This window comes from Bradyrhizobium sp. 27S5, from assembly GCF_037217225.1.
GTDB lineage: Bacteria > Pseudomonadota > Alphaproteobacteria > Rhizobiales > Xanthobacteraceae > Bradyrhizobium > Bradyrhizobium septentrionale.
The window spans coordinates 7556555-7582916 of record NZ_CP147714.1 but is presented as its reverse complement, the minus strand read 5'-3'; the positions used below and the strand labels follow the sequence as shown (position 1 = coordinate 7582916).

Below are 26362 nucleotides of genomic sequence, written 5' to 3'. Positions count from 1 at the left end.
CGGCCTCAAACGTGAGTCTGTTCCCCTTGGTGTTTTCCGCAACTCAAAGCGTGCTTGGGCTGGCATCGGGCATGCTGGTCGGCTTTTCGCTGGGCCTGGTCGGCGGCGGCGGGTCGATCCTTGCCGTGCCGCTGATGGTCTATCTGGTCGGCGTGCCCGAGCCGCATGTCGCAATCGGCACCTCGGCGATCGCGGTCGCGGCCAATGCCGCGATCAACCTCTCCAACCACGCCCGCGGCGGCACCGTGATCTGGTCCTGCGCGCTGGTGTTCGCGCTGTCAGGCATTTGCGGGGCCTTCGGCGGCTCGATCCTCGGCAAGATGCTGGAGGGGCAGAAGCTGCTCGCGCTGTTCTCGCTGGTGATGCTGGCGATTGCGGGCCTGATGCTGAAGACCCGCGCGCGGGTCGGGGTGACCGACGTCAAGATGTCGATGTCCAACATGCCCGCGATCATCGGCCTCGGGCTTGCGACCGGAACCATGTCCGGCTTCTTCGGCATCGGCGGCGGCTTCCTGATCGTGCCGGCCCTGATGCTGGCGACCGGCATGCCGATCATGAACGCGGTCAGTTCCTCGCTGGTCGCCGTTACCGCCTTCGGCATGACCACGGCGTTGAGCTATGCGTGGTCCGGGCTGGTGTCGTGGGGGCTGGCGGGGCTATTCGTCGCCGGCGGCGTCGCAGGCGGCCTGATGGGCACACGCAGCGCCCGGCACCTGTCGGAACGGCGCGGCGCGCTCAATATTGTGTTTGCGACTGTGATTATCGTGGTGGCGATCTATATGCTGCTGCGTAACATCAATGTGTCCTGAACGTAGAAGGGCGAAGTGCCCTTGCGAAAGCTAGCCATGAACCATCTGACGAAATCGCTTCTGACCAACGCCGGCGCGACCCGCCGCGGCGCGCTCGGCCTGCTCGGTGCCGGCATCGCGCTGCTGGCCGCAGGCGGCGCGCGCGCCGAGGACGATAACGTCCTGACCGAGGCCCAGGTGCTGCGCGATCCGGAAATCCCGGTGATCGGCAACCCCAAGGGCGACATCACCATCGTCGAATGGTTCGACTACAACTGCCCGTATTGCCGCAAGCTCGCGCCGGAGCTGCGTCAGGTGGTGCAGGACGACGGCAAGGTCCGCCTCGTGCTGAAGGACTGGCCGATCCTCGGGCCGGTCTCCAAAGTCGCGTCGCGGATGGCGCTGGCGGCAAAATACCAGGACAAGTTCGAGGCCGCGCATGAAGCGATGATCTCGGTCAATTCGCGCATCACCGAGCCGCGCATCGCCGAATTGCTCTCGGGCGCCGGCCTCGACATGGACCGGCTCAAGAAGGATCTCGACGCCAACGCCAAGGCGATCGACGCGATCCTGGCGCGCAACAACGAGCAGGCGCTGGCGTTCGGCTTCAACGGCACGCCCTCGTTCATCGTCGGCAAATATCGTGTGCCGGGTGTGCTCAGCATGGATCAGTTCGAGCAGGTGATCGCCGACGCCCGCAAGGCCAATATGGGCCGCAACAACGAGAAGAACTTGTAACGCCTCATCCGGTAAGACGTTCGCTAGAAACAATCACGGCCTCTCCGGCGCCGGAGAGGCCATTTGCTTTTGTCTCGGCTTGAAACCGACCGTTACTTCTCGGCGACCTTGGTCCACTGCTCGCGGGCGCGCTCCTTCAACAGGTTCCAGTCATGCGCCGCGACGTCCCAATTGACGATGGTGCGCGTGTCCCGCGCGACATCACCATTGGCCACGCTCGACGTCCGCATCGAATCGTAGACATAGACGCCGCAAACCAGCAGCAGCGCACCCAAAATCATGCCGAAAAACGTCCGCATCGCTTAATCCCTCCGGTGTCGGCGGGATAACGCCGCGGGGCTCGGTGTGGTTCCGGATGCCGGCGCGGCAGATCATCAACCTCATCTCCGTTGCGGTACGCCACAAAGGCCGTTCTGCGTGGAAAATGGCGCCTGAATCAGCTATGATAGGCCATGACGGCAACAGGCTTACCGAGCGATCTGTTGGAGCAATTTCGCCGCAAATATTTGTGGTGGAGGCCGGTGGACGGACGGCCATTTTCCGAAGAACGCGTCATCGCCCAGACGATGAATCTCGGAACATACGACGACATTCTTTTGCTTGAGGAGGCAGTCGGCCAGGCCCGTCTCGTCGAGATCATGCGCCACGCCGAGCCGGGCTGGATCAATGATCGTTCGTGGGAATTCTGGCGGGGCCGGCTGACATTTGCCACCCGCTCGGCAATTCCGGACAGGGCTCCCCGCAGGGGATTCCATGCCGCAGTTTGAGCCGCGACTTGATATCCTTCCGGCCGCGCAACGCGAGATATGGCCGGACCTCACTTCGGCGCAACGAATGAAGTTCGTTCTGTATGGGGGGACGGCCGTTGCACTCCAGCTTGGTCATCGTGAATCGCTCGACTTCGATTTCTTCTGCACCGAGCACCTCGACAAAGGACGACTTCGCGCCGAATTCGCGTTCGTCGCCGGCGCTGCGATCCTGCAGGATGCGCCGGACACGTTGGTCGTGCTGGCCGAGACGCCTTCAGGCCCGGTCAAGGTTTCGTTCTTTGGCGGCCTAAAGCTCGGCCGAATCAACGACCCGCTTCAGACCTCCGATGGCGTGCTGCTCGTCGCGTCGCTCGACGATCTGATGGCGACCAAGCTCAAGGCGACGCTGGACCGCGCCGAGGCCAAGGATTACCGGGATATTGCTGCAATGTTGTCCGCGGGCGCTTCGTTGCCGACAGCCTTGAGCGGGTTCAAGAAGATGTTTCACGGCGAGCCCGCGCAGGTGTTGCGGGCAATCGGATTCTTTGGCGATGGAGATCTGAACTCATTGACCGTTGCCGACCGCAATATCCTTTCGAACGCGCGAGATCGCGTAGGCGAGTTGCCCGAACTCCATCTGAAGACCGGGCTCTGTTAACCGGCGTGTGGCTCCCCATCAGCCCCGCGCGAACACCCGCATCACATAATCGATGAACACGCGAACCCGCGGCGAGAGCTGGCGGTTGCGCGGATAGAGCAGGGATACCGGCACCGAGGGCGGCGGGCATTGCTGCAGCACCGGCACCAGCGTGCCGTTGGCGAGATCGGTCTCGGCGTGGAAGCGCGGCACCTGCACGAGGCCGAGGCCGAGCCTGGCGCTCGCGAGATAACTTTCGGGCCCGGTCACCGACATCGACGCGGCCAGCGGAAATTGCTTGAGCGCGCCGTCGATCAGAAACTCCATCGGCCGCACGCGTCCCGTCGTCAGCGAGCGGATGCCGATCATGCGATGGCCGTCGAGTGCGAACGGATCGGTCGGCACGCCGAAGCGCGCGAAGTAATCCGGCGTGGCGCAGGTCAGCCGCTCCAGCATCGTCACCTGCCGCGCGATCATGTCGCTGTCGGGCAATTGGCCGAAGCGCAGCACGCAGTCGACGCCCTCGCGGATCAGATCGACCCAGCGGTCGCTCTCGCTCATGTTGATTTCGATATCGGGATATTCGGCGAGGAAGCCCGGCAGGTTCGGCAGCAGGAAGTGCCGCGCCAGCGTGCCCTGCACTTCGAGCCGCAGCAGCCCCTTCGGCCGCGCGCCGCCGAACGCGCCCTCGGCATCCTCGAGGTCCGAGATCAGCGACAGGCAGCGGCGGTAATGCGCCTCGCCATCGAGCGTCGGGCGCACCGTGCGCGTGGTGCGTTCGAGCAGGCGGACGCCGAGCCGCGCCTCCAGCCCCTTCACCGCGTCCGTCACCGTCGAGCGCGGTAGCCCGAGATCGTCGGCGGCCAGCGAAAAGCTGCGCCGCTCCACCACCCGGGTGAACACGCGCATGGCGTCGAAGCGGTCCATGTTATTGTCCGAAATTTGCAAATAGTGATGCCGGAAGATGCATGATTATCCGGTGAGTGCCAAGACGTAGCGTCCTCCCATCGAACGCGGCCCGGCCGCACAACCTAATGGGAGACTGAAAATGACCAACCAAACCAACAAGGTAGCTCTGGTGACGGGTGCCTCGCGCGGGATCGGCGCTGCGGTTGCCGAACGCCTCGCCAGGGACGGCTTCATCGTCGTCATCAACTACTCCGGCGACGCCAAGCCCGCCCAGGCGGTGGCCGACAGGATCGAAGCCGCCGGCGGCCGGGCGCTGACGGCCAAGGCCGATGTCAGCGATGCCAATGCCGTCCGCGGCATGTTCGACGCGGCGGAAGCGGCGTTCGGCGGCGTCGACGTGCTGGTCAACAATGCCGGCATCATGAAGCTCGGCAGGATCGCCGACAGCGACGATGCGGCGTTCGACCAGCAGGTCGCGGTCAATCTGAAGGGCAGCTTCAACACCATGCGCGAGGCGGCGCGCCGGCTGCGCGCCGGCGGGCGCATCGTCAACTTCTCGACCAGCGTCGTCGGCACCAGGCTCGAGACCTACGGCATCTATGTCGCGACCAAGGCGGCGATCGAGTCACTGACCGCGATCCTGTCCAAGGAATTGCGCGGCCGCGGCATCACCGTGAATGCAGTCGCGCCCGGCCCGACCGCGACCGACCTGTTCCTGCACGGCAAGTCGGACGAACTGATCGACCGCTTCGCCAAGATGGTCCCGCTGGAGCGGCTCGGTACGCCCGACGACGTCGCCAACGCCGTGTCGTTCCTGGTCGGTCCCGACGGCTCCTGGATCAACGGCCAGACCCTGCGCGCCAATGGCGGCCTGGTCTGACGCTCGCACACCTTCACCCAACGCGCACTCAATCGACTTCACAAGGATATTTGTCATGAAACAAGTCATCGTCATCACCGGCGCCTCAAGCGGCTTCGGCCGCCTCACCGCCAACGCGCTCGCCAGGGCCGGCCACATTGTCTACGCCTCGATGCGCCACACCACCGGCCGCAACGCCGCCGCGGTCGCCGATATCGAGGAGTTCGCCAGGGACAACAATGTTGATCTGCGCGCGCTCGAGCTCGATGTCGGCTCGCAAGCCTCGGTTGATGCGGCGATCGCGCAAATCGTCGCCGAGGAAGGTCGTCTCGACGTCGTCATCCACAATGCCGGTCACATGGTGTTCGGCCCGGCGGAGGCGTTCACGCCCGAGCAGCTCGCCGAGCTCTACGACGTCAACGTGCTCTCGACCCAGCGCGTCAACCGCGCGGCGCTGCCGCAGTTGCGCAAGCAGGGCAGGGGAGTTGTGGTCTGGGTGTCGAGCAGCAGCTCGGCCGGCGGCACGCCGCCCTATCTGGCGCCGTACTTCGCGGCCAAGGCCGGTATGGATGCGATGGCCGTGATCTATGCCCGTGAGCTGTCGCGCTGGGGTATCGAGACCTCGATCATCGTGCCCGGCGCCTTCACCGGCGGCACCAACCACTTCGCGCATTCCGGCCGTCCCGCCGATCAGGCGCGTGTGGCCGAATACGAAGCGGGTCCCTATGCCGGCTTCGGCGAGGAGATCATGAAGGCGTTTTCGGCGATCGTGCCCGAGGATGCCGACGCGTCGTCCGTCGCGGACGCGATCGTCGAGGTCGTCGACACACCGTTCGGCAAGCGGCCGTTCCGCGTCCACATCGATCCGACCCAGGACGGTGCCGAGGTCGCCTTCGGTGTGATCGACCGCGTCCGCAACGAGATGCTGCACCGGGTCGGCTTCTCCGACCTGCTCAAGCCGCGGGTGAACAAGTAGCTCGCGCCTTTCGATCCACGGCAGCGACGAGGATAGTGCCACGCGCGTCATCCATCACCGTCATCCCCGCGCAAAGGCTTCGCCTTTGTCGCTGGAGGCGCGAGCCTTGCGGCGCACTTGCGCCGCTGGGCGAGCCTCGAAGGGTGTGCGGCCCCGATGCAGCCACGTCGCCGCGGCCGGGCCGTCGACCCTTCGAGACGCGCTTCGCGCTCCTCAGGGTGACGGGGAGAGAGACCCTGACGCGCCGTCGGCGCGCTCGCCGTTCAGCCAGCGAAAGATCTCCGCATTGATCTCGCGCGGATAGGTGTGGCTGAGATCGTCGATCTCGCGATAGACGACCTTGGCGCCGGCGGCCGACATATCCCTGGGTCTGCCGCGCGGTCTGCACCGGGAACATCCAGTCAAGCCGGCCATGGGTGATGAAGATCGGCAAGCCGCGCAACCGATCCGCATCGGCCATCTCAGCCATCAGCGGATGGAAGGTCGCCGCAACCGGCGCAAGATGCGTGAAGCGCGACGCGCCGTCGAGCCCGCTGACATAGCTGAAGGTGCCGCCGTCGCTCATGCCGGTCAGCAGCATGCGCGTCTCGTCGATGCGCCAGCGTTCGCGCACCTGGTCGATGATGCGGTTGAGGTTCGGCGTGTCGGTGTCGTCGCCCATCAGCGCCCAGGTCTGGCCGGTCGCGGTCGGCGCCACCAGGATGGCGCCGCGGCTGCGCGCGTCGCGCAGCCAGCTCCACAGGAAGCCGCGGCCGTTGCCGCTGCCGCCATGCAGCGCCATCACCAGCGGCCAGGCGCGATCAGGCGTGTAATATTCCGGCACATACATCGAGAAGCCGCCGCGGCTGCCCGGTTCGTTGCGCTCATGGAAAATGCCGGTGTTATCGTTTGGCGTGGCCGCGAGCCTGGCCTGCAGCCCGGCATCCTCGCGCAAGTCGGGCGCGAGGAAGAAGTGGCTTACCGGCGGCAACTCGGTCAAGGGATAGAGCGCCTCCTGCGCCCGCGGCAGATAGCGCAGCGCGCGGAACACGCTGACCAGATCGCCTTCGCCGTACTGCACCGCGCGCAGGCCCGCATAGCCGGCGAGCGCCGCATCGATCGCAGCTTCAAGCGCGGTCTTGATGTGGTCGAATTTCTCCGGCCATCCGGCGAGAAGCGGCCGCACCGCCTGCAAGGTCTCATCGGGCTCGCCCGCGATCTGCATCACGCGATCGAAGTCCGGCGGGTTGAGATTGCGCGCGACAAAGGACAGCGATTCCAGCGTCTGCAACAGCGGCGGCAGCACGGCCACGATGTTATCAACCACGGCCTCGCTCATCGCCGATGTCCTTCTTGGTTGCTAGATCAGATTCCGTCGCCGCGCGGGAGCTGCGCCCCTCTCCCGCCTGCGGGGGAGGGTTGGGGTGGGGGTATCGCCGCGGGCGAGAGCCTTTGAGTGGATAGAGCCCCCACCCACATCGCATCCTCGATGCGATGTGACCTCCCCCGCAAGCGGGAGAGGTGGATCGAGCCCGCGGTGATAATGATGCAGGCCTCATTGCTCTAGTGCAGCCGTGGCGCCTTCAACAGCTTCATGCGGTCGATCGAGGTCAGCGTCACGTCGAAGGTGACGCCTTCGTGGTAGACGGTCAGCGGCACGTCGACGCCGGCCGTGCCGAGCGACCAGAGCTTGCGATAGAACGCGGTCTGGCTCGTCACGTTCTCGCCGTCGACCGCGATGATGACGTCGCCGGTCTTTAGCTCGGCGCGCGCCGCCGGACCCTTGCTGGCGATGCCGACCACCACCAGGCGGTTGTCGATCTCGGTCGTGTACATGCCGAGCCACGGCCGTGCCGGCTTGTTGACGCGGCCGAACTTGCGCAAATCGTCGAGCACCGGATTGAGCAGGTCGATCGGCACGATCATGTTGACATGCTCGGCGCGGCCCGAGCGCTCGCGTTCGAGCTGCAGCGAGCCGATGCCGATCAGCTCGCCGGAGTTGTTGATCAGTCCGGTGCCGCCCCAGTTCGGATGCGACGGGTAGGTGAAGAGCGCCTCGTCAAGCAGGTACTCCCAATAGCCCGCGAATTCCTGCTTCGCCGCGATCTGGCTCGCGACCGAGCGGGTGCGGCCGCCGGCGCCGCCGACCACGACACTGTCGCCGACCCGCGTTGCCGCGGACCGGCCGATCGGCAGCGGAGCGAGATCGAGCCGGCCGAGCGCCTGCACCAGACCGAAGCCGGATTCGAAATCGAAACCGAGCGCGTGGCCCTCAACGACCCGGCCGTCGCCGAGATGCAGCCACACCGTTGCGGCCTCGGTGATCAGGTAACCGATCGTCAGCACCAGCCCGTCGTCGATCAGCACGCCGTTGCCGGCGCGCTCGGTGCCGAGCGTCTCGGCGCTGAAGGCGTCAGGCGGAATGATCGAATGCAGGCCGACCACACTCATCAGCGCGCGATCGAGATCGAAGCGGTAATCTTCGGGGCGAGGCTGAAAGGCCGGTGGCACTTTCCATTCGGTGGTGGAGGGCATGGAGGTCTCCGCAGGGTCGCAAATGCGTCGTCGATAACGCCGTGCGAGGCGAAAAGATCACGGTCCGGACTGTCGTCCGCTTCCGTGATTTATAACAGTCAATTGGCGGATGATCGAGACGCCAGATCGGGCACGCGGCTGCCCGCGCGTTCAGCATCGGCTCAGCCGCGCCACTCCCGGAAATCGCGTTGCACCTTGGCCTCGGCGATTTCGGCGGCGGCATCGAGCCAGTTGCGCTGTTTTCGCTGCCGCCGCTTGAGGTCTTCCTGCAACCGGCTGACCCGGGATGTGCCGCCTGCATGGATCGATGCAGATCATAGGCCATCGCCTTGATCAGCTTGCGTTGCAGCTTCCGTCCGGCATCCTCGCCGAGCTCGATCTTGCGGGAATCGGCGGCGATGCGGCGCAGGATGAAGCCGTGACGAGGATGCAGGAACGGATCCGGCGCCCGGTACCGTCCGGTTGCCAGTGCCATGAAGTGAGGCGCGCTGCGGGCGCGGCTGCCATGCGCCCAGCTCCATGCCGACGGCACCAGCGCCTTCGCCTCGCGAACGATCTGGCCGCCGCGCCAATAGGCAATCGCCGCATAGCGCGGCCGTCCGAGGCCGCCGCCGCCCTTGCGCAGGATGCGGCACAGCCGGATGCTGTTGCGCGCGACATCGCGCGGCAGGCTCGCGCGCAGCGCTGCAGCGATCTTCGGCGGCGGCGCTGCGGTCGGATAATCTGCGACGTCTTTCCAGAATTTCTTCACCTTCGCCTCATCCGGTTCGGCGTAGGGCCTGAGCCAGGTCTGGCCTTCGAACAACAGCGCTGGTTGCGGATCGTCGAGCCCTTCGCGGTAGCCGTCGAGCAGCGCGGCAGCCGCCTCACTTGCGCTGATCGCCGGGCGCGGCGCGAGCCGGATGCTGGTCGCAAGCCGCACCAGGTCGAGCACATAGGGCATCACGGCGGCCTCGTCGAAATCGTTGACGCCCCACACCAGCCGTCCGTCGGCATCGCGCCAGGTGCCGAAATTCTCCAGATGCAGATCGCCGACCGAGAGCACCGCGGGCCCATCCATCAGCTCCGGGCACCAGTCGCCGATCTTGCGCGCCCAGCGGAAATAGGTCGCACGCAGGAAGATGAACGCGCTCTTGCGCATCCGGTCGTGCTTGTAGGCGATGTCGGATCTGACGACGTCGCACTGTCCGGCGAGCCAGGCCTCGAACGCCTTGTTGTCGCTGCGAAACGACATGGGACTACCTGCCACGGTTAGCGGCGCCTGCCGATCCTCATTCTACCTCAGAATGTATTTCTGCGATATATCTCTGGTGTCGAGAACCGGCGTCTACTCCGTTTTCGCCGATGCGCGCGCCGGCATGATGCGGAAGGCGCGGTTCTCCTTGATCCAGGCGGCGCGCTCGTCGCGCAGCATGGTGCGGCGGACCTTGCCGGAATCGTCGCGCGGCGCAGTGCCGACGCGCTCAAAACTCTCCGGATGCTTGTAGCGGCTGAGCCGGTCCTTGAGGAAATCGGCCATGCCGTCGGCGATCTGCTGCGCGTCGGCGCTGTCGGCGAGTTCGAGGATCGCATGCACGCGCTGGCCGAATTCCGGATCGGGCAGACCGACCACGACGCAGGAGCGCACCTCGGGATGTTCGCTGACCGCGGCCTCGACCTCGGCCGGATAGATGTTGGCGCCGCCGCGCAGCACCATGTCCGCGAGCCGGTCGCCGAGATAAAGATAGCCCTCTTCGTCGAGCCGGCCGATATCGCCGAGCGATTCCCAGCCGTCCGGCCGCCGCTTCGGCGCCGCACCGAGATAGTGATAGGTCGAGCCGGCGCCGTCATTGGGCAGGAAGTAGATTTCGCCGGTCTCGCCGGGCGCGACGTCATTGCCGTCCTCGCCGATGATGCGGAGCTTCGCGGTCTCGCCGATCTTGCCGACCGAACCCTTGTGCGCCATCCACTCGACGCCGGAGATCACGCAGGCGCCCTGCCGCTCGGTGCCGCCATAGAGCTCCCAGACCCGCTCCGGGCCGAGCCACTCGATCCACTTCTCCTTCAGCCAGGGCGGCATCGGCGCTGCCATGTGAAACACGATCTGCAGGCTGGAGACGTCGTAGCGCTTGCGTACCTCCTCGGGCAGCGCCCAGATCCGGTGCATCATGGTCGGCACGAAGTTGACCCATTGCACGCGCTCGCGCTCGATCAGCCGCAGCGTCTCCTCGGCGTCGAACTTCACCATGCCGGTCAGCCGCCCGCCGCCGAACAGCGCGGAATGCGACAGGATGAACGGCGCGTTGTGATAGAGCGGCCCCGGATTGAGCAGCGACGCCTCAAACGGAATCCCGAGCAGCGGTGGCGTCGTGGTGTCGATCACGGCGGGGTTGTGATCGAGGATCACCTTCGGCCGTCCGGTCGAGCCGCCGCTCGTCATCGCTTTCCAGTAGCGCGCAACCGGCGCATCGAGTGGTTCCCCGGAAAATCCCTCCGGCACGAAATTCACCGGCAGCGAATTCGGCGCATTCCAGTCGGCCTCGCCGCCGACCACCAATGACGGTTTCAGGATCTCGAGCACCGCGGCCGCCTCGCCGCGCGGCAGCCGCCATGACAGCGAGGTCGGCGTCGCGCCGCATTTCCACACCGCAAAAGAGGTCTCGAAGAATGCGTTGCTGTTGGGCAGCCCGATCGCGACGAAGTCGCCGGGCTTGACGCCCTTGGCGGCGAACGCCCGCGCCCGCGCATTGGCGCGGCGCTCGAGCTCGCGCCAGGTCAGCGCTTCAGCGCCGTGACTGACGGCGATCGCATCTGCAGGTTTGCGTTCGGCATACCAGCGCGGCACGTCGGCTAAGGGGATCAGCATGGGTGTTTCCGTCAGAAAGGGGGGCGGCTTGAAGCGCTCTTGTTGCAGGGATGTGGCCAAAGCCACGGCCGCCACTTGACCAACTATGCGGTCGTCGTGTCAAGCCGACGGTCGCCGATACGGCCGGTATCATGCTGAGGGAATTGCAGAATCCCGGTTGCCTAAAAGCCACGTCAAGATTCCGGTAAAGTTCAAGCGATCGCGCTAAGCCGGACTTTACGGGGGGACGGCATGGTGGCCCGTGCGGTTGCGTGCCGGGCGCGTCGATCGACGCGCGCGGTCCCCAATGTCTTCGAGGACGACGACGATGGCGAGCAATGGAGCACGGATCAAGGTCAGTCGCGAGCCGCGGCGCCAACTCAACAACCGTGCGGCCTGGATCACGGTCGATGACGGCGCGACCGAAAGCGCCTGCGCCGTGGTCGACATCTCGCCCGGCGGCGCCAAGATCACGACCGAGGTCGAGTTCGAGGTGAAGGACCGCCTCGCGCTGACATTGCTCGCCGATCACGCCAAGCGCTATCCATGCGAGGTGGTGTGGCGACGCGGCAAGACCTACGGGCTCAAATTCGTAACGGCGGAGCCTGAGCTGGCCGAACCGGCTGCGGAGCCGGCCGGCGTTATCTAGCATTCATCGATCAGTATTCGACCGGCTCAGCGAAGCAAATCGCCGATCGTATCGCCGCGACCTCGGCGGCTCGCGCAAGCGCGCCTCAGCGTCCCGTTGATGCGTTGCCGGTCGTGCCCATCGAGCCTCCCGGAACGGCCGGTGCCGCACTGCCGGCGCTGCTGCCGGACGACGGTGCAACGCGCTGGCCGGTCTGGGTCGGAAGCGCGCTCCCACCGACACCGCCCGACGGCGCGGCCCGGTCGCCGGGCCTGGGCGGCAGCGGGCTGCCGCCCGCGCTCTGCGCGAGAAGCTGGGCCGGCGCGAGCACGAGGCCGGCGGCGATGATGATGGCGAATTTGTTCCTGAGCATGCGCTACTCCGAGATCAGGCGGTGAGGCTGCACTGTATATAGAGCTGTGACGGAGACGAGACATCCGCCAAGCCGTCAAGCAGGCTCTCAAGATTGCGTGTCAACAACGTCGGCCATGCTGGTTGCGTTCCCGGCAGCCGCGTCAACTGCGAAGAAACTATCCGTGTCGAGCGCACTCGGCGCGGTGCAATTCACGATCAACCCCGATAGCGCAGCGCGTCGACCAGCAGCGCGAAGGCCGGTGAGGATTGCCGGCGGCTCGGATAATAGAGGTGATAGCCGGGAAATGGCGCGCACCAGTCGTCGAGCACCTGGACCAGCTGACCCTTGGCCAATTGCGCCTGCACCTGATCCTCGGCGATATAGGCAAGCCCAAGTCCGGCCAACGCCGCCTTGATCCGCAGTGCGGTGCTGTTGAAGACCAATTGTCCGTCGACGCGGACCTTGATCGGGCGTCCGCGTTTCTCGAATTCCCAGGCATAGATGCCGCCATGGGTCGGCAGGCGAATGTTGATGCAGGCGTGCTGGGTCAGGTCCTGCGGCCGCTTCGGTCGCTCCCGCCGCTTGAAGTAAGTGGGCGCACCGACCACGACCATGCGGAAGTCCGGCGCGATCCGCACCGCGATCATGTCCTTGGCCAGCTGTTCGCCGAGGCGGACGCCGGCGTCAAAACGCTCGGCGACGATGTTGGCGAGCCCGTTGTCGACGGTCAGCTCCACCTTGATGTCGGGATAGCGCGGCAGAAACTTTTCCAGCGCCGGCCACAGGATCGTCTCGGCCGCGTGCTCGCCGGCGTTGATGCGGATGGTGCCGGCCGGTTTCTCGCGCAGTGCGTTGAGCGCGGCGAGTTCGGCCTCGATCTCCTCGAAGCGCGGACCGACACCCTGCAGCAGCCGCTCTCCGGCCTCGGTCGGCGCGACGCTGCGCGTGGTGCGGGTCAGAAGCCGCACGCCGAGCCGTTCCTCCAGCGCGCGCATGGTGTGGCTGAGCGCCGATTGCGATATGCCGAGCCTTGCCGCGGCGCGGGTGAAGCTGCGGTCGCGCGCGACCGCGAGGAAGGCGATCAGGTCGTTGACGTCATGCCGCGGCATTGATGAATCCGGCTCATAAGTCCATCCCGATTTTTACGTCTAATGGCGCGCCTGTGCACGCCCTAAATGCCGCAGCGGCAGGTTCCAGTCCTTGATGCGGAGAGACGACATGCAGAAACGTAAACTCGGTAACAGCAATCTGGAGGTATCGGCGATCGGGCTCGGCTGCATGGGCCTCAGCTTCGCCTATGGTCCAGCGGTCGACCACGCAGCCGGCATCGCGCTGCTCCGTGGCGCCGTCGAGCGCGGCGTCACCTTGTTCGATACCGCGGAGGTCTACGGCCCCTTCGTCAACGAGGAACTGGTCGGCGAGGCGCTGGCGCCGTTCCGCAACGATGTCGTGATCGCGACCAAGTTCGGATTCGATATCGGCTCCATGGCGGAGCGGCACCGTTCGCTGAACAGCCGGCCCGCGCACATCAGGGCCGTCGCGGACGCCTCGCTGAAACGGCTGAAGACCGATGTCATCGATCTGTTCTATCAGCATCGGGTCGATCCCGCGGTACCGATCGAGGATGTCGCCGGCACCGTCAAGGACCTGATCGCCGCCGGCAAGGTCCGGCATTTCGGCCTCTCGGAGGCCAGCGCACAGACCATCCGCCGCGCCCATGCGGTGCAGAAGGTCACGGCGCTGCAGAGCGAATATTCGCTGTGGGAGCGCGGGCCGGAAGCGGAGATCCTGCCGGTGCTGGAGGAGCTCGGCATCGGCTTCGTGCCCTACAGCCCGCTCGGCCGAGGTTTTCTCACCGGCGCGATCAGCGCGTCCACCACGTTCGCAAGCGACGACTTCCGCAACCTCGTGCCGCGCTTTTCGCCGGAAGCCCGCCGCGCCAACCAGGCGCTGGTCGATCAGCTCGGCCGGATCGCCGCCGGCAAGGGCGCCACGCCGGCCCAGATCGCGCTGGCCTGGCTGCTCGCGCAAAAGTCGTGGATCGTGCCGATCCCGGGCACCACCAAGCTTAATCGCCTCGGCGAGAACATCGGCGCCGCGCGGATCGAGCTGACGCCCGCCGATCTCGCCGAGATCGGCACGGCGCTGGCCGCGATCGAGGTGCAGGGCGCGCGATATCCGGAGCATCTGCAACAGATGGTTGGACGCTAAGGGGGAGTTCGTCTGTCAGTCCGAGGCCACGCTTCGCATGTCGCGGAGTGAAAGTGAGGTGAGCACTGTCTCAGGCTCCCTCTCCCCTTGCGGGAGAGGGTGGGGAGAGGGGTGGCCCCGGGCGAGATGATCGATGAGTGCATCGCTCTCGCAACTTGTTCCGCTTGTCGCCGCGACGATACGGAGAGAACTCGTCGTGTGGCACCTCTCTCCCTAACCCTCTCCCGCAAGGGGAGAGGGAACCCTGCCGCCCGTGCGTCCCTCACGCGCGCGTGCCACTGAGTTGCCCGACGGCGCAAGCCCCCGCAGCAAAAATATTTCGCTTTATCAGAAGTGCAACTCGGTGTATGGTTCGCCCGTCTCACCCGATCGAGGGGCGCTTCGCGATCGTCACGAACGCGGTGTGGGATGCGGTGGACGCTGATCATGCGAGCGACGAACGCATGTGAAGCGGACGGTGAAGTCGTGTGGTCCTGACGCCCTAGTGGCCGGTGTCCCCTTGTAAGACGCAATTGCGTCTTGTGAAGGCGGTGACAAACAAGCCCAGTCTCGCCGGGGAGAGCACGAAGTAAGCCGTAACCCATCGCGCAGGGAAAGCCGGAGTGTTTCCGGTTACACCTGTGGTCCTACCCCCGAGCTTTCTACCCTTTGCTCGGGGCCCATGGGTGCGATCGGCACCCGGCTTTCCCTGCGCCCTCTGTTCAAGAGAGGGCGGAACGAGATCCAAAACTCGGGCGAAGCGCGCCGCGAGGATGCGAGTGCATGACTCACAAGTCGCGCAACATTCTCGGTGTCGTCCTGGCGAAAGCCAGGACCCATTACCCCAAATCTCAATTGTTGCGCGACGCTGGGGCCGCGATCCCGTTCATCACCGAAGGCGGTGGTTGATGGTGTGGACGGCCCCCTACGGCATCAGTGTGCCAGAATGAGGTTGTCTAGATCTCATACATGGGAGCCGTCCGTGAACCAGATTATCCGCATTGGGATTGACACGTCGAAGTATATTTTTGTGTTGCATGGGGTTGATGCGAGGGAGCAGGTGGCGCTGCGCAAGAAGCTGTCGCGCAAACAGGTGCTGGGGTTCTTCGCCAAATTGCCGCCGACCGTGATCGGGATGGAGGCATGCGGGGCTTCGCAACATTGGGCGCGTGAGCTTTCCAAGCTCGGTCACGAGGTGAAGCTGATGGCACCGCAATTGGTTAAACCCTACGTGATGCGGAACAAGAATGACGGGCGGGATGCAGAAGGTCTGTGTGAAGCGATGAGCCGGCCGAGCATGCGCTTCGTGCCGGTGAAGACGGCCGAGCAGCAGGCTGCGCTGATGCTGATGGGTGTTCGCGACGGATTGATCGTCCGGCGCACCCAGCTGATCAATACGATACGCGGCCATGCGGCGGAGTATGGCCTGATCGCGCCCAAGGGGCTGGACGCGATCGAACCACTGCTGGCGCGGATCGCCCAGGACGAGACGCTTCCCGTTCTGGCGCGCGAACTGTTTGTGGTGCTGGGCCGGGAGCGCATCAGGCTCGAGGGTGAGTTGGAGGGGGTTGAGGCCAAACTGATGGCCTGGCACCGCGCCGATGCCACGGGCCGGCGCTTGGCTGAGATCCCCTCGGTCGGTCCGATCGTTGCAACCGCGCTGGTGATGAAGACACCTGATCCGCGCGCGTTCCGTTCTGGTCGTCATTTTGCGGCCTGGCTGGGATTGACACCCAAGGACCGCTCCACCGCTGGCAAGACCAGGCTTGGCAAGATCACGCGGGCCGGCGATGAGGACCTGCGCCGTCTGCTGGTGGTCGGGGCCACAGCGGTGATCCAGCAGGCCGGGCGGGGACGCGGTCATCACTCGCGCTGGCTGCTGGCGCTGATCAAGCGCAAGCCGCCGAAGCTTGCGGCCGTGGCGCTCGCCAACAAAGTGGCCCGTATCGCCTGGAAGCTGATGGCGACGGGCGAGAGTTACGAGGCGGCACGGATCAATCCCATGACAGCCGCCGCCTAATCGATTGGCCGGCGGGCTCACCCGCCGACCGACCGGAGCTGCAAGAGCAGATGGAGCGATCGATCGAGCAACGATGCGAGACAGTCCGCAGGACCCATCGGCCGCCAACAGGTCGCGTGGTTGTTTGGAACTCGCATCGCGCAAACCATCTTGGCCAGCGATCCATTCGATCGCACTCAACAGGCCGGACATATGGATGCAAGCGATCCGATCTCACCAAACAGCTCTTGTGCCACGGGGGCCGTCCACATATGGGTCCTGGCTTGCGCCAGGACGACGGATGGATCAGCGATGCGCGCAGGATTTTTTACGATCTCCACGCCATCTTCAGCACCGGCCGCCCCGAGGTCGGGTTGACGTCCTCGCCGGCATGCACAAAGCCGTTGCGTTCATAGAAGCGGATGGCGCGGGCATTGTCCTTGTTGACCAGCAGCGTGATGCCTTCAGGCGCAAGGCGCTTGGCTGCGTCGAGCAGCGCGCTCGCCAGCGGCGAGCCCCAGTGCGCGGGATCGACCACCAGCTGGTCGAGATAGCCGGTTCTGTCGATGGTAACGAAGCCGGCCAGCGCGCCGCTCGCTTCCGCGACGACGATCGCGGCATCGCGCACCAATTCGTTGCGCCAGCGCTCGCGCTACCATGCCACGCGTGCGTCGAAGTCGATCGACGGATAGGCCTGCTGCCAGGTCTGCCGCCACAGCTCGATGGCGGCGTCTTCATCCGCGGCGCGATAGGGACGGAGCGCGAAGGCGTGTGCCACCTACCGTTCCGTCAGTTTCAGCTCGATGCGGCGGTTGCGCTTGTAGGCGTCTTCGGTCTGCGCGGTGTCGAGCGGCTGGAATTCGGCGAAGCCGGCGGCGACCAGGCGCTGCGCGGGCACGCCGAGCGAGACCAGATATTGCACCACCGAGATCGCGCGTGCCGACGACAGCTCCCAGTTCGACTTGAACAGCGGGCTGTTGATCGGCCGCACGTCCGTATGGCCGTCGACCCGCAGCACCCAGGCGATCTCGGCAGGGATCTGCTTGTCCAGATCGATCAGCGCATTGGCCACGGTGTCGAGCTCGGTCTTGCCCTCCGGCAGCAGCAGCGCCTGGCCGGTGTCGAAGAACACTTCCGACTGGAACACGAAGCGGTCGCCGACGATGCGGATGTCCGGGCGGTTGCCGAGGATCGCGCGCAGCCGGCCGAAGAACTCCGAGCGGTATTTCGACAGTTCCTGCACCCGCTGCGCCAGCGCGACGTTGAGGCGCGAGCCGAGATCGGCGATCCGGCTCTGCGATTCCTTGTCGCGCTTCTCGGAGGCGTCGAGCGCTTCCTCGAGCGCGGCGAGCTGGCGGCGCAGCGCGCTGATCTGCTGGTTCAGCACCTCGATCTGCGCCAGCGCGCGCGACGACACGCTCTTCTCGGACTCCAGCGCCTTGTTGAGCTCGTTGGCGCGGCCCTGCGCGTCGGTGCCGGAACTGGCGAGCCCCTCATAGAGCCCCTTCATGCGGTCGCGCTCGCCTTCGGCGGAGGCGAGCCCGGCGCGGAGCTGCGACACCTGGTCGTCCAGCGTCAGCTTGGAGAGCTTCTCCAGCGACAACAGCTCGTTGAGCTGGGCGATCTTGGCGGTGAGCTGCTCCAGCGCCTTGTCCTTGCCGGTGACCTCCTGCGACAGGAAGAACTGCACCACGAGGAACACCGACAGCAGGAACACGATCGACAGCACCAGCGTCGACAGCGCGTCGACAAAGCCGGGCCAATAGTTGAAGCCGGATTCGCTGCGGCGCGAGCGGGCGAGGGCCATTCGGTTTCCCTTTATCTAACGCAGTCAATCCTGCGGTGCATGACAGACGGCCTCGATGTTGTGGCCGTCGGGATCGAGCACGAAGGCGCCGTAGTAGTTTGCATGATAGTGCGGTCGAATGCCGGGCCGTCCATTGTCCCTGCCACCGGCCCTGATCGCGTCCTCGTAGAAGCGATCGACAGTGGCGCGATCGCTTGCGGTGAAGGCGATGTGGGCGCCGGTCTGCGGCGTGTCGCGCCGGCCGATCCAGAAGAACGCCTTCGGACCAACGCCATAACCCGCGAACTCCGTTCCTTCGGCGTACAGGCGGCTGATGCCGAGCGAACGCAAGGCTACGTCATAGAACGCCTTGGATCGCTCGATATCGCTGATGCCGATGGTCACGTGGTCAAGCACACAGGCCTCCGCGCCTCAACTCTTCTCGGGCTGGCGGGCGAGGCGCTCGAGCAGCCGCTTGATCTCGCGGTTCTGCTCGCCCTGGCCGTCGGCCCATTCGCGGATCATCTGCTGCTCGGTGCGCATATGCGCAACCAGCCCCTGGATCGCCTCGGCGAGATTGGCCATCGCGGCCGTGGTGTTGCGGCCGCCGCCGCCGCCACCTTCCTCCAGCGCAGTGCGGAGACGGTCGATCGCGCCCTGCATGTCGCCGGTGACGCCGGTCTCGTCGCCGGAAATGCCGCGCACCGTGGTGGCGAGCCAGTCCTCGAGGTCGGTGTAGAAGCGGTTCTGGGCCTGGCTCGATTGCAAATCGAGGAAGCCGAGGATCAGGGAGCCCGCGAGGCCGAACAGCGACGACGAGAACGAGATGCCCATGCCGCCGAGCGGGGCGGCCAGCCCCTCCTTCAGCGTATCGAACAGCGCGCCGGAATCGCCGCCGACCTTGAGCCCGTCGATCACCTTGCCGACCGAGCCCACCGTCTCGATCAGGCCCCAGAAGGTGCCGAGCAGGCCGAGGAACACCAAAAGGCCGGTCATGTAGCGCGAGATATCGCGGGCTTCATCGAGCCGGGTCGCGATCGAATCCAGCAGATGCCGCATGGTCTGCTGCGAGATCGACATCCGGCCCGAGCGCTCGCCGCCGAGGATGGCGGCCATGGGGGCAAGGAGCTTCGGGCGGCGGTCGATCGCAAGCCCGGGATCGGCGATGCGGAAATTATTGACCCAGGCGACCTCGGGATAGAGCCGGATCACCTGGCGGAACGCCAGGATGATGCCGATCAAGAGCACCGCGCCGATCAGGGCGTTCAGCCCGGGATTGGCGAAGAAGGCGGTGACGATCTGCTTGTACAGCACGACCCCGACCAGGCCGCAGAGCACCAGGAACACCAGCATCCGCACCAGGAAGATCCGGGGCGAGGACAGTTTGCTCAGTTCGATCTCCATATCGGAGCGGGAAGGGGGCATTGCCGGATCATCCGTTCGCGAAGGCCGCATCTGCCAGCAATATGGCACAGCGGCGGAGTGAGGAAAGCCGAATCCAAAGCGGGCGCGCAGAACCTTGGGTTGAAACCGGGCGGGTTGCTGCCGCTTCGCCCAGCTTTCAGCCCAGTCCGCGCATCACCATTGGCGCCGAAGCCGGTCCGGTCAGCAGATCGCGTGCGGGCCGCACGCAGCATCGGGTGAGGCAAGTGCCGTGACAGGTGATTCGTTCGCTGATGTTGCGATGTGCGGCATTCCTGCGCAGGCAATTGACCTATTCCCGCTCACGCAGTCGTTAATGCATTCCCACAGCCTGCGATGGAACCCGCTCACAATCCGGTGACTCGCTAAAAGGTGCCGCGAAATCAGTGCGATAGGTTTGTGTGACATTGAGCCGCCTGACAAACGCTTTGCATCGCAGCAAGCGGGTTTTACTTTCAGCAACAGAAGCGGTGTCGGTGTGACGCCGCCGTTTGTTTATTACAACCCACAGGGGCGATCATCTCAATGTCTGGACTTCGCGCGCAATCGGCATGCATTGCTCTGATGCTGGCCGTGACGGCGCCACTGCTTGCTGGCTGCGACGAGCCGAGTACTGCAACCGCCGCCGTACAAGCATCACCCGAGCCGGACGTCAGTGTCGTCACCGTGAAGCCGCAGGCGCGCGCGATGGTGCGCGAGCTGCCGGGCCGTATCGCGCCGACCCGCGTTTCCGAGGTGCGCCCGCGCGTCTCGGGCATCGTCGTGAACCGCATGTTCCATCAGGGCAGCGAGGTGAAGGTCGGCGATCCCTTGTACCAGATCGATCCGCGCCCGTTCGAAGTCGAATTGCAATCGACCGAGGCGGCGCTGGCGCGCGCCAAGGCCGTGCAGGAGCAGGCTACGCTGCAGGCCCGCCGCATCGCCACCCTAACCAGCCAGCGCGCGGCGCCGGAAGCTGAGAACGAAAAGGCGATCGCAACCCTGAAGGGGGCCGAAGCCGACGTGCAGGGCCGCGAGGCAGATGTCGCGCGTGCCAGGCTCAATCTGGATTATGCAACGATCCGCGCGCCGATCGACGGCACCATCGGTGCCGCCCTGGTCAGCGAGGGCGCGCTCGTGGTGCAGAACGATGCCGCGAGCCTTGCGACCATCCAGCAGCTCGATCCGATCTATGCCGACTTTCAGCAGTCGGTCACCGAGATGAATCAGCTGCGCCGCGCCTTCGAGAGCGGTGACCTCGACCGCATTGCGTCGGATGCAATGAAGGTCCGCCTCGTGCTCGACGACGGCTCGATCTATCCGATACCGGGCAAGCTGCTGTTCTCCGACGCCAAGGTCGACGCCCATACCGGGCAGGTGACCCTGCGCGGCGAGTTCCCGAATCCCAATCGCATCCTGCTGCCCGGCATGTATGTCCGCGTGCTGATCGAGCAGGGCATCGACTCGGACGCGATCGCCGTGCCGCAGCAGGCGATCCAGCGCAACGGTGGCGGCGGCAGCGAGGTGTTCGTCGTCAAGGACGACAACCTCGTCGCGGTGCAGCCGGTGCGTACCGGCTCGCTGCAGGGTGGCCACTGGTTCGTGACCGAAGGCCTCAAGGCCGGCGACATGGTCGTGGTCGAGGGGTTCCAGAAATTCGCCGCCGGCGACAAGGTGCGGCCGCAGGCCTGGCGTGATGTCGACGCTGCTGCAATGACGGATTCGCAGCAGACCGCGCACGCGGTGCGGTGATCCGACATGCCCGGCTTCTTCATCGACAGGCCGATCTTCGCCTGGGTCGTCGCGCTGTTCATCTGTCTGGTCGGCGCGATCTCGATTCCGCTGCTCGCGGTCGCGCAATATCCGATCATCGCGCCGCCCTCGATCTCGATCTCGACGAGCTATCCCGGCGCGTCGCCTGAAAACCTCTACAACAGCGTGACGCGGCTGATCGAGGAGGAACTCAACGGCGCCGCCAACATCCTGAACTTCGAATCGACCTCCGACTCGCTCGGCCAGGTCGAGATCATCGCCAACTTCAAGCCGGGGACCGACACCAGCCAGGCCTCGGTCGAGGTGCAGAACCGCCTCAAGCGCGTCGAGGCGCGGCTGCCGCGCGCCGTGATCCAGCAGGGCATCCTGGTCGAGGAAGCCTCCTCCGCCGTGCTGCAGATCATCACGCTGAATTCGACCGACGGCTCGCTGGATGAAGTGGGCCTCGGCGACTTCATGATCCGCAACGTGCTGGGCGAGGTGCGCCGCATTCCCGGCGTCGGCCGCGCCACGCTGTATTCGACCGAGCGCAGCCTGCGCATCTGGATCGATCCGGCCAAGCTGGTCGGCTACGGCCTGTCCGCGGACGACGTCAACAAGGCGATCACGGCGCAGAACGCCCAGGTCGCCTCCGGCAGCATCGGCGCCGAGCCGAGCACCGACACGCAGAAGATCTCCGCCCAGGTGCTGGTAAAGGGGCAGCTCTCCTCGCCCGATGAGTTCGGTGCGATCATCCTGCGCGCCAACCCGGACGGCTCGACGGTCCGCCTGCGCGACGTCGCGCGGATCGAGATCGGCGGCCTCAGCTATCAGTTCAACACCCGCCTCAACGGCAAGCCGACCGCGGGTCTCTCGGTGCTGCTGTCGCCGAAAGGCAATGCGCTGGCGACCGCGAGCGCGGTCGAGGCCAAGATGAAGGAGCTGTCGCGCTTCTTCCCGGCCAATATCGGTTACGAGATCCCCTACAACATCACCCCCGTCGTCAAGGCCTCGATCGAGAAGGTTTTGATGACGCTGGTCGAGGCGGTGGTGCTGGTCTTCATCGTGATGTTCCTGTTCCTGCAGAACATCCGCTACACCATCATTCCGACCATCGTGGTTCCGGTGGCGCTGCTCGGGACTTGCGCCACGCTGATGGTCGTGGGCTTCTCGATCAACATGCTGACCATGTTCGGCATGGTGCTGGCGGTCGGCATCCTGGTCGACGACGCCATCGTCGTGGTCGAGAACGTCGAGCGCATCATGGCCGAGGAAGGCCTGCCGCCGAAGGAAGCCACCAAGAAGGCGATGTCGCAGATCACCAGCGCCATCATCGGCATCACGCTGGTGCTGATGGCGGTGTTCGTGCCGATGGCGTTCTTCCCCGGCTCGGTCGGCATCATCTATCGCCAGTTCTCGGTCACCATGGTGGCGGCGATCGCGTTCTCGGCGCTGCTCGCGCTGTCGCTGACGCCGGCGCTGTGTGCGACTTTGCTCAAGCCGGTCGAGAAGGGCCACGGCCATGCCCGCAGGGGCGTGTTCGGCTGGTTCAACCGCGTGCTCGACTCCGGCCGCGCCGGCTATGTCAGCACGGTGCAGGCCGGGCTGAAGCGCACCGGCCGGCTGATGGCGATCTACCTCGTGCTGTTCGCAGGCGTCGCCTATGGCTTCGTGCGGCTGCCCGGCGGCTTCCTGCCGGTCGACGACCAGGGCTTCATCACCACCGACGTGCAGACGCCGTCGGAATCGTCCTATGCGCGCACCGAAGCTGCGGTCGAGCAGGTTGAAAAATACCTGAAGACCCGCGCCGGGATCGAGAACGTCACGTTCCTGACCGGCTTCAGCTTCCTCGGCCAGGGCATGAACACCGCGCAGGCCTTCATCACGCTGAAGGACTGGTCGGAGCGCGGCCCGAAGGATTCCGCTGCCGCGATCGTCGCCGACATCAACCGCGACCTGTCGTCGTCGATCCGCGACGCCAGGATTTCGGCGCTGCAGCCACCGCCGATCGACAATCTCGGCAACTCCTCGGGCTTCTCGTTCCGCCTGCAGGATCGCGGCCAGAAGGGCTACGCGGCGCTGATCGCCGCGTCCGACCGCCTGATCGCGGAGGCCAACGCCAGCCCGATCCTGCAGAAGGTCTATGTCGAAGGCCTGCCGCCGGCGCCGCAGGTCAATCTGATGATCGACCGCGAGAAGGCGGGCGCGTTCGGGCTCACCTTCGAAGACATCAACAACACGATCTCGACCAATCTCGGCTCGAACTACATCAACGACTTCCCGAACCGCGGGCGCATGCAGCGCGTCATCGTGCAGGCTGACAAGACCAGCCGCATGAACGCGGACGACATCTTGAATTACAACGTCAAGAACAGCCGCGGCCAGTTGGTGCCGTTCTCGGCCTTTGCCACCATCGAATGGTCGAAGGGGCCGACGCAAATCGCGGGCTTCAACTACTATCCGGCGGTGCGCATCTCCGGCGAGGCGCGGCCCGGCTTCACCTCGGGCGATGCGATCGCCGAGATGGAGCGGCTCGCCGACAAGCTGCCGCGCGGCTTCGGCTATGAGTGGACCGGCCAGTCGCTGCAGGAAAAACTGTCGGGCTCGCAGGCGCCGTTCCTGCTCGCGTTGTCGGTGCTGGTGGTGTTCCTGCTGCTCGCGGCGCTGTATGAGAGCTGGACCATTCCGCTCGCGGTGCTGCTCACGATTCCGCTCGGCATTCTCGGCGCGGTGGTGGCCGCAACGATGCGCGGCCTGTCCAACGACGTCTATTTCACCGTCGGCCTGATCACCATCATCGGTCTCGCCGCCAAGGACGCGATCCTGATCATCGAGTTCGCCAAGGATCTGCGCGCGCAGGGCAAGCCGCTGGTCGAGGCGACCATCGAGGCGTGCAGCCTCAGATTCCGCCCGATCCTGATGACCGGCCTCGCCTTCGTCTGCGGCGTGCTGCCGATGGCGATCGCGACCGGCGCCGGCGGCGCCAGCCAGCAGGCGCTCGGCACGTCAGTGATGGGCGGCATGATCGCCGTGGTGATTTTGGCGCTGTTGCTGGTGCCAGTGTTCTTCGTCAGCGTGCAGCGCGTGCTGGCGGGGGATCGCGAGAAGGTCGCCGACAAGGCCGAGGCGTATCGGCCGCCTGCGCCGGCAAGGGGCGGCCACTAATGTCCGAGATCGGCGCCGATCTCATCAGGGCTTGGCGCCGCCTCCGGCTTGCTTTCACAGGCCGACCAATCCAGATTGCATCTCTGGATTGAACGGGGAGCTTGCAGGCAACCCGTGGATTGAGGGCATGTGATGCGGCCGACCGATATTGCGATCTCGAATTATCGCTCCATTCGGCGGCTCCTCATGCCCATCGAACCGCTGTCGGTATTCGTCGGCGAGAATGGTGTCGGCAAATCCAATCTCTACAAGTCCCTGTCGCTGCTGCGTGACGCGGCGACGGGCCGGATCACGCGCACGATCGCTGGCGAAGGTGGATTGAACTCGGTCTGCTGGTCCGGCATTCGCAAGCGGGGCGAGGATGGACGACTGCGATTGGCGGCCAGATTCGACGACATCAGATACGCTATCGAGCTCGGATTTCCCGGCCCGCTCGAGGCGGCATTTTCCGGCGAGCCGATGATCAAGTCCGAGCGCATCGAGGTGGCCCACGGCAAGCGCAAAGTACTGCTGATGGAGCGGACGAATTCACATGTCAGCGTGCGCGGCGAGAGCGGAGCCTGGAGCGAGCACAAGGATGCAGTGCTGCCGTCGGAAACCGCGCTCGCCGGATTCCTCGACGGCAAGACGTGCCCCGAAGTCGACCTGATCAGAAACGCAATGCAGAGCTGGCGATTCTATCACGATTTTCGCACCGATCCGGCGTCGCCGATCCGAAAGCCTTGTCTCGCGATCACGACGCCTGCGCTCGGTGCCGATGGCAGCGATCTGGCTGCCGCCCTGGCAACCCTCTACGCGATCAGGGAAGATGCCGCCGACCTGCAGGATGCGATCGAGGATGCGTTCCCAGGCGCCGAGCTTCGGGCATGGGAAGGGAACGGGCGGTGCGAATTCGAGCTGCAACTGGCGGACATGCCGCGTCCGTTCAAGGCGCACGAACTATCCGATGGGACGCTGAAATATATCTGCCTGCTCGCCGTGTTCATGGGCTATCGGCTGCCGCCGTTCATCGCACTGAACGAACCCGAGGCCAGCCTGCATCCATCGCTGCTGGCACCGCTGGCCCGGCTGATCGCCAAGGCGTCGCGCCGCGCCGGCATCTGGATCGTCACCCATTCGGAACAGTTGATGGAGGCGTTGCAGAGCGAGAGTTCGGTCCCGCTTCGCCGGGTGATCAAGGCGAAGGGCGCCACGGCCATCGAGGGCCTGACCCTCGGCGGTGAATTTCGTGACGGGGAAGACGACGGCGATGACGATGACGATTAGATCGCGCCGTCGCGCTACTGCCCGAGCGGCTTCAAAATCTTGATCAGCTCGCCGTGCACGAACTCGTTGCCGCACACGACGTGGCCGGTCTGCAGCGGGTCGTCATTGCCCTGGATACCGGAGACGGTGCCGCCGGCTTCCCTGACCATGATCTGGCCCGCCGCGATGTCCCAGGGCTGCAGATTGCGCTCCCAAAAGCCGTCGAGCCTGCCTGCGGCGACGAAGGCGAGGTCGAGCGAGGCGGCGCCGAAGCGGCGGAAGCCCGCGACCTTGGTCTGCAGCGCGGCCATTTCCTGCAGCGCCAGCTGGTGATTGCCGCGGCCGATATGCGGCAGGCCGCAGGCGACCACGCATTCGTTGAGCTGGCGGCGGCCGGCGACGCGCAGCCGCTGGTCGTTGAGGAACGCGCCCTTGCCGCGCTCGGCGATGTAGAGCTCGTCATTGGCGGGATTGTAGATCACGCCGGCGATGATCGTGTCCTCGCGCTTCAGCCCGATCGAGATCGCGAATTGCGGGATGCCGTGCAGGAAGTTGGTGGTTCCGTCCAGCGGATCGACGATCCAGGTGTGGCTCTTGTCCGAACCTTCGCGATTGCCGCCTTCCTCGCCGAGGAACCCGTAACCGGGCCGGGCCTTTTCGAGGTCGGTGTAGAGCATCTCCTCGGCGCGCTTGTCGGCGAGCGAGACGAAGTTCGCCGGCCCCTTCAGCGACACCTGGAGATGTTCGATCTCGCCGAGGTCGCGCTTGAGGCTGCGGCCGGCGCGGCGCGCGGCCTTGACCATGACATTGATGAGGGCGGAGTAGAGCATGATGGCGGCTTCTTCGG

24 protein-coding genes and 2 pseudogenes are annotated in these 26362 nt (G+C 65.3%); 13 read left to right on the top strand and 13 right to left on the bottom strand.

Annotated features, from left to right (window positions below; genetic code table 11):
* The first annotated feature begins 29 nt into the window (after nt 1-29).
* Both WDM24_RS35805 and WDM24_RS35800 read left to right on the top strand, forming a co-directional pair.
* Nucleotides 30-809: a sulfite exporter TauE/SafE family protein gene (locus WDM24_RS35805; RefSeq protein ID WP_166307445.1), complete on the top strand. Its 780-nt coding sequence runs from the start codon at nt 30-32 to the stop codon at nt 807-809.
* Nucleotides 810-845: 36 nt separating this feature from the next.
* Complete coding sequence (locus WDM24_RS35800) at nt 846-1526, top strand: DsbA family protein (protein WP_338692136.1); 681 nt, start codon at nt 846-848, stop codon at nt 1524-1526.
* 92 nt (nt 1527-1618) lie between these two features.
* Here the strand turns inward: WDM24_RS35800 and WDM24_RS35795 are convergent, their stop codons facing one another.
* Nucleotides 1619-1825, bottom strand: coding sequence for a hypothetical protein (locus WDM24_RS35795; RefSeq protein WP_166298993.1), 207 nt, complete (start codon nt 1823-1825; stop codon nt 1619-1621).
* A 153-nt stretch (nt 1826-1978) separates the two neighbouring features.
* Here WDM24_RS35795 and WDM24_RS35790 point away from each other — a divergent pair, with 153 nt between their 5' ends.
* On the top strand, nt 1979-2293 hold the full coding sequence (locus WDM24_RS35790) for a hypothetical protein (protein WP_338692135.1): 315 nt from the start codon (nt 1979-1981) through the stop codon (nt 2291-2293).
* Nucleotides 2280-2933 carry a nucleotidyl transferase AbiEii/AbiGii toxin family protein gene (locus WDM24_RS35785; RefSeq protein ID WP_166298991.1) on the top strand — a complete coding sequence of 218 codons (654 nt, stop codon included), beginning with the start codon at nt 2280-2282 and terminating at the stop codon, nt 2931-2933. The genes WDM24_RS35790 and WDM24_RS35785 overlap by 14 nt, the downstream gene beginning before the upstream one ends.
* A gap of 18 nt (nt 2934-2951) precedes the next feature.
* Here WDM24_RS35785 and WDM24_RS35780 read toward each other — a convergent pair whose 3' ends face one another.
* Nucleotides 2952-3839 carry a LysR family transcriptional regulator gene (locus tag WDM24_RS35780; RefSeq protein WP_338829095.1) on the bottom strand — a complete coding sequence of 296 codons (888 nt, stop codon included), beginning with the start codon at nt 3837-3839 and terminating at the stop codon, nt 2952-2954.
* A gap of 121 nt (nt 3840-3960) precedes the next feature.
* On the opposite strand from WDM24_RS35780, the gene WDM24_RS35775 reads away from it, so the two are divergent.
* Nucleotides 3961-4701 (top strand): SDR family oxidoreductase, encoded by a 741-nt coding sequence (locus WDM24_RS35775; RefSeq protein ID WP_338829094.1) that lies wholly within the window; start codon nt 3961-3963, stop codon nt 4699-4701.
* A gap of 55 nt (nt 4702-4756) precedes the next feature.
* Complete coding sequence (locus WDM24_RS35770; RefSeq protein WP_338829093.1) at nt 4757-5656, top strand: SDR family oxidoreductase; 900 nt, start codon at nt 4757-4759, stop codon at nt 5654-5656.
* Between the two features lie 213 nt (nt 5657-5869).
* On the opposite strand, the pseudogene WDM24_RS35765 reads toward WDM24_RS35770, so the two are convergent.
* From WDM24_RS35765 to WDM24_RS35750, 4 genes and pseudogenes are all read right to left on the bottom strand, one after another.
* Nucleotides 5870-6974, bottom strand: a pseudogene (locus WDM24_RS35765) (phospholipase).
* A 224-nt stretch (nt 6975-7198) separates the two neighbouring features.
* Nucleotides 7199-8146 carry a S1C family serine protease gene (locus WDM24_RS35760; protein WP_338832508.1) on the bottom strand — a complete coding sequence of 316 codons (948 nt, stop codon included), beginning with the start codon at nt 8144-8146 and terminating at the stop codon, nt 7199-7201.
* Nucleotides 8049-9404: a DUF2252 family protein gene (locus WDM24_RS35755; RefSeq protein WP_338829092.1), complete on the bottom strand. Its 1356-nt coding sequence runs from the start codon at nt 9402-9404 to the stop codon at nt 8049-8051. The genes WDM24_RS35760 and WDM24_RS35755 overlap by 98 nt, the downstream gene beginning before the upstream one ends.
* Nucleotides 9405-9497: 93 nt before the next feature.
* Entirely contained in the window at nt 9498-11015 is a 1518-nt protein-coding gene (locus tag WDM24_RS35750; protein ID WP_166298985.1) for an AMP-binding protein, read from the bottom strand.
* 307 nt (nt 11016-11322) lie between these two features.
* On the opposite strand from WDM24_RS35750, the gene WDM24_RS35745 reads away from it, so the two are divergent.
* Entirely contained in the window at nt 11323-11643 is a 321-nt protein-coding gene (locus WDM24_RS35745; RefSeq protein WP_166298984.1) for a PilZ domain-containing protein, read from the top strand.
* Between the two features lie 85 nt (nt 11644-11728).
* On the opposite strand, the gene WDM24_RS35740 is transcribed toward WDM24_RS35745, so the two are convergent.
* Entirely contained in the window at nt 11729-11995 is a 267-nt protein-coding gene (locus WDM24_RS35740; protein ID WP_166298983.1) for a hypothetical protein, read from the bottom strand.
* A 197-nt stretch (nt 11996-12192) separates the two neighbouring features.
* The gene (locus WDM24_RS35735; RefSeq protein WP_338829091.1) at nt 12193-13086 is read right to left on the bottom strand and encodes a LysR family transcriptional regulator; all 894 of its coding nucleotides are present in this window, start codon (nt 13084-13086) and stop codon (nt 12193-12195) included.
* A 109-nt stretch (nt 13087-13195) separates the two neighbouring features.
* On the opposite strand from WDM24_RS35735, the gene WDM24_RS35730 reads away from it, so the two are divergent.
* From WDM24_RS35730 to WDM24_RS35720, 3 genes are all read left to right on the top strand, one after another.
* A complete protein-coding gene (locus tag WDM24_RS35730) occupies nt 13196-14188 on the top strand; it encodes an aldo/keto reductase (protein ID WP_338829090.1) in 993 nt (330 codons plus the stop codon).
* 762 nt (nt 14189-14950) lie between these two features.
* Nucleotides 14951-15076 (top strand): hypothetical protein, encoded by a 126-nt coding sequence (locus tag WDM24_RS35725; protein WP_338829089.1) that lies wholly within the window; start codon nt 14951-14953, stop codon nt 15074-15076.
* A 73-nt stretch (nt 15077-15149) separates the two neighbouring features.
* Nucleotides 15150-16187: an IS110 family transposase gene (locus WDM24_RS35720; RefSeq protein ID WP_338829088.1), complete on the top strand. Its 1038-nt coding sequence runs from the start codon at nt 15150-15152 to the stop codon at nt 16185-16187.
* Nucleotides 16188-16494: 307 nt separating this feature from the next.
* On the opposite strand, the pseudogene WDM24_RS35715 reads toward WDM24_RS35720, so the two are convergent.
* From WDM24_RS35715 to WDM24_RS35700, 4 genes and pseudogenes are all read right to left on the bottom strand, one after another.
* A pseudogene (locus WDM24_RS35715) lies at nt 16495-16944 on the bottom strand (GNAT family N-acetyltransferase).
* Complete coding sequence (locus WDM24_RS35710; RefSeq protein ID WP_338829087.1) at nt 16945-17973, bottom strand: peptidoglycan -binding protein; 1029 nt, start codon at nt 17971-17973, stop codon at nt 16945-16947.
* Nucleotides 17974-17997: 24 nt separating this feature from the next.
* Complete coding sequence (locus tag WDM24_RS35705; protein ID WP_338692123.1) at nt 17998-18369, bottom strand: VOC family protein; 372 nt, start codon at nt 18367-18369, stop codon at nt 17998-18000.
* Between the two features lie 15 nt (nt 18370-18384).
* Complete coding sequence (locus WDM24_RS35700; protein WP_166298977.1) at nt 18385-19377, bottom strand: flagellar motor protein MotA; 993 nt, start codon at nt 19375-19377, stop codon at nt 18385-18387.
* A gap of 522 nt (nt 19378-19899) precedes the next feature.
* Here WDM24_RS35700 and WDM24_RS35695 point away from each other — a divergent pair.
* From WDM24_RS35695 to WDM24_RS35685, 3 genes are all read left to right on the top strand, one after another.
* A complete protein-coding gene (locus WDM24_RS35695; RefSeq protein ID WP_338829086.1) occupies nt 19900-21105 on the top strand; it encodes an efflux RND transporter periplasmic adaptor subunit in 1206 nt (401 codons plus the stop codon).
* A gap of 6 nt (nt 21106-21111) precedes the next feature.
* A complete protein-coding gene (locus WDM24_RS35690) occupies nt 21112-24270 on the top strand; it encodes a multidrug efflux RND transporter permease subunit (RefSeq protein WP_338829085.1) in 3159 nt (1052 codons plus the stop codon).
* A gap of 132 nt (nt 24271-24402) precedes the next feature.
* Nucleotides 24403-25536 (top strand): AAA family ATPase, encoded by a 1134-nt coding sequence (locus WDM24_RS35685; protein WP_338829084.1) that lies wholly within the window; start codon nt 24403-24405, stop codon nt 25534-25536.
* A gap of 14 nt (nt 25537-25550) precedes the next feature.
* Here the strand turns inward: WDM24_RS35685 and WDM24_RS35680 are convergent, their stop codons facing one another.
* Nucleotides 25551-26345 carry an inositol monophosphatase family protein gene (locus tag WDM24_RS35680; RefSeq protein ID WP_338692119.1) on the bottom strand — a complete coding sequence of 265 codons (795 nt, stop codon included), beginning with the start codon at nt 26343-26345 and terminating at the stop codon, nt 25551-25553.
* Nucleotides 26346-26362 lie beyond the last annotated feature (17 nt).

What these genes read in the sequence shown, in the direction of transcription:
- WDM24_RS35800 (WP_338692136.1), top strand. Translation starts at nt 846, where the DNA reads ATGAACCATCTGACGAAATCGCTTCTGACCAACGCCGGCGCGACCCGC.
- WDM24_RS35795 (WP_166298993.1), bottom strand. Translation starts at nt 1,825, where the DNA reads ATGCGGACGTTTTTCGGCATGATTTTGGGTGCGCTGCTGCTGGTTTGC.
- WDM24_RS35790 (WP_338692135.1), top strand. Translation starts at nt 1,979, where the DNA reads ATGACGGCAACAGGCTTACCGAGCGATCTGTTGGAGCAATTTCGCCGC.
- WDM24_RS35785 (WP_166298991.1), top strand. Translation starts at nt 2,280, where the DNA reads ATGCCGCAGTTTGAGCCGCGACTTGATATCCTTCCGGCCGCGCAACGC.
- WDM24_RS35780 (WP_338829095.1), bottom strand. Translation starts at nt 3,839, where the DNA reads ATGGACCGCTTCGACGCCATGCGCGTGTTCACCCGGGTGGTGGAGCGG.
- WDM24_RS35775 (WP_338829094.1), top strand. Translation starts at nt 3,961, where the DNA reads ATGACCAACCAAACCAACAAGGTAGCTCTGGTGACGGGTGCCTCGCGC.
- WDM24_RS35770 (WP_338829093.1), top strand. Translation starts at nt 4,757, where the DNA reads ATGAAACAAGTCATCGTCATCACCGGCGCCTCAAGCGGCTTCGGCCGC.
- WDM24_RS35755 (WP_338829092.1), bottom strand. Translation starts at nt 9,404, where the DNA reads ATGTCGTTTCGCAGCGACAACAAGGCGTTCGAGGCCTGGCTCGCCGGA.
- WDM24_RS35750 (WP_166298985.1), bottom strand. Translation starts at nt 11,015, where the DNA reads ATGCTGATCCCCTTAGCCGACGTGCCGCGCTGGTATGCCGAACGCAAA.
- WDM24_RS35745 (WP_166298984.1), top strand. Translation starts at nt 11,323, where the DNA reads ATGGCGAGCAATGGAGCACGGATCAAGGTCAGTCGCGAGCCGCGGCGC.
- WDM24_RS35740 (WP_166298983.1), bottom strand. Translation starts at nt 11,995, where the DNA reads ATGCTCAGGAACAAATTCGCCATCATCATCGCCGCCGGCCTCGTGCTC.
- WDM24_RS35735 (WP_338829091.1), bottom strand. Translation starts at nt 13,086, where the DNA reads ATGCCGCGGCATGACGTCAACGACCTGATCGCCTTCCTCGCGGTCGCG.
- WDM24_RS35730 (WP_338829090.1), top strand. Translation starts at nt 13,196, where the DNA reads ATGCAGAAACGTAAACTCGGTAACAGCAATCTGGAGGTATCGGCGATC.
- WDM24_RS35725 (WP_338829089.1), top strand. Translation starts at nt 14,951, where the DNA reads ATGACTCACAAGTCGCGCAACATTCTCGGTGTCGTCCTGGCGAAAGCC.
- WDM24_RS35710 (WP_338829087.1), bottom strand. Translation starts at nt 17,973, where the DNA reads ATGGCCCTCGCCCGCTCGCGCCGCAGCGAATCCGGCTTCAACTATTGG.
- WDM24_RS35700 (WP_166298977.1), bottom strand. Translation starts at nt 19,377, where the DNA reads ATGCCCCCTTCCCGCTCCGATATGGAGATCGAACTGAGCAAACTGTCC.
- WDM24_RS35695 (WP_338829086.1), top strand. Translation starts at nt 19,900, where the DNA reads ATGTCTGGACTTCGCGCGCAATCGGCATGCATTGCTCTGATGCTGGCC.
- WDM24_RS35690 (WP_338829085.1), top strand. Translation starts at nt 21,112, where the DNA reads ATGCCCGGCTTCTTCATCGACAGGCCGATCTTCGCCTGGGTCGTCGCG.
- WDM24_RS35685 (WP_338829084.1), top strand. Translation starts at nt 24,403, where the DNA reads ATGCGGCCGACCGATATTGCGATCTCGAATTATCGCTCCATTCGGCGG.
- WDM24_RS35680 (WP_338692119.1), bottom strand. Translation starts at nt 26,345, where the DNA reads ATGCTCTACTCCGCCCTCATCAATGTCATGGTCAAGGCCGCGCGCCGC.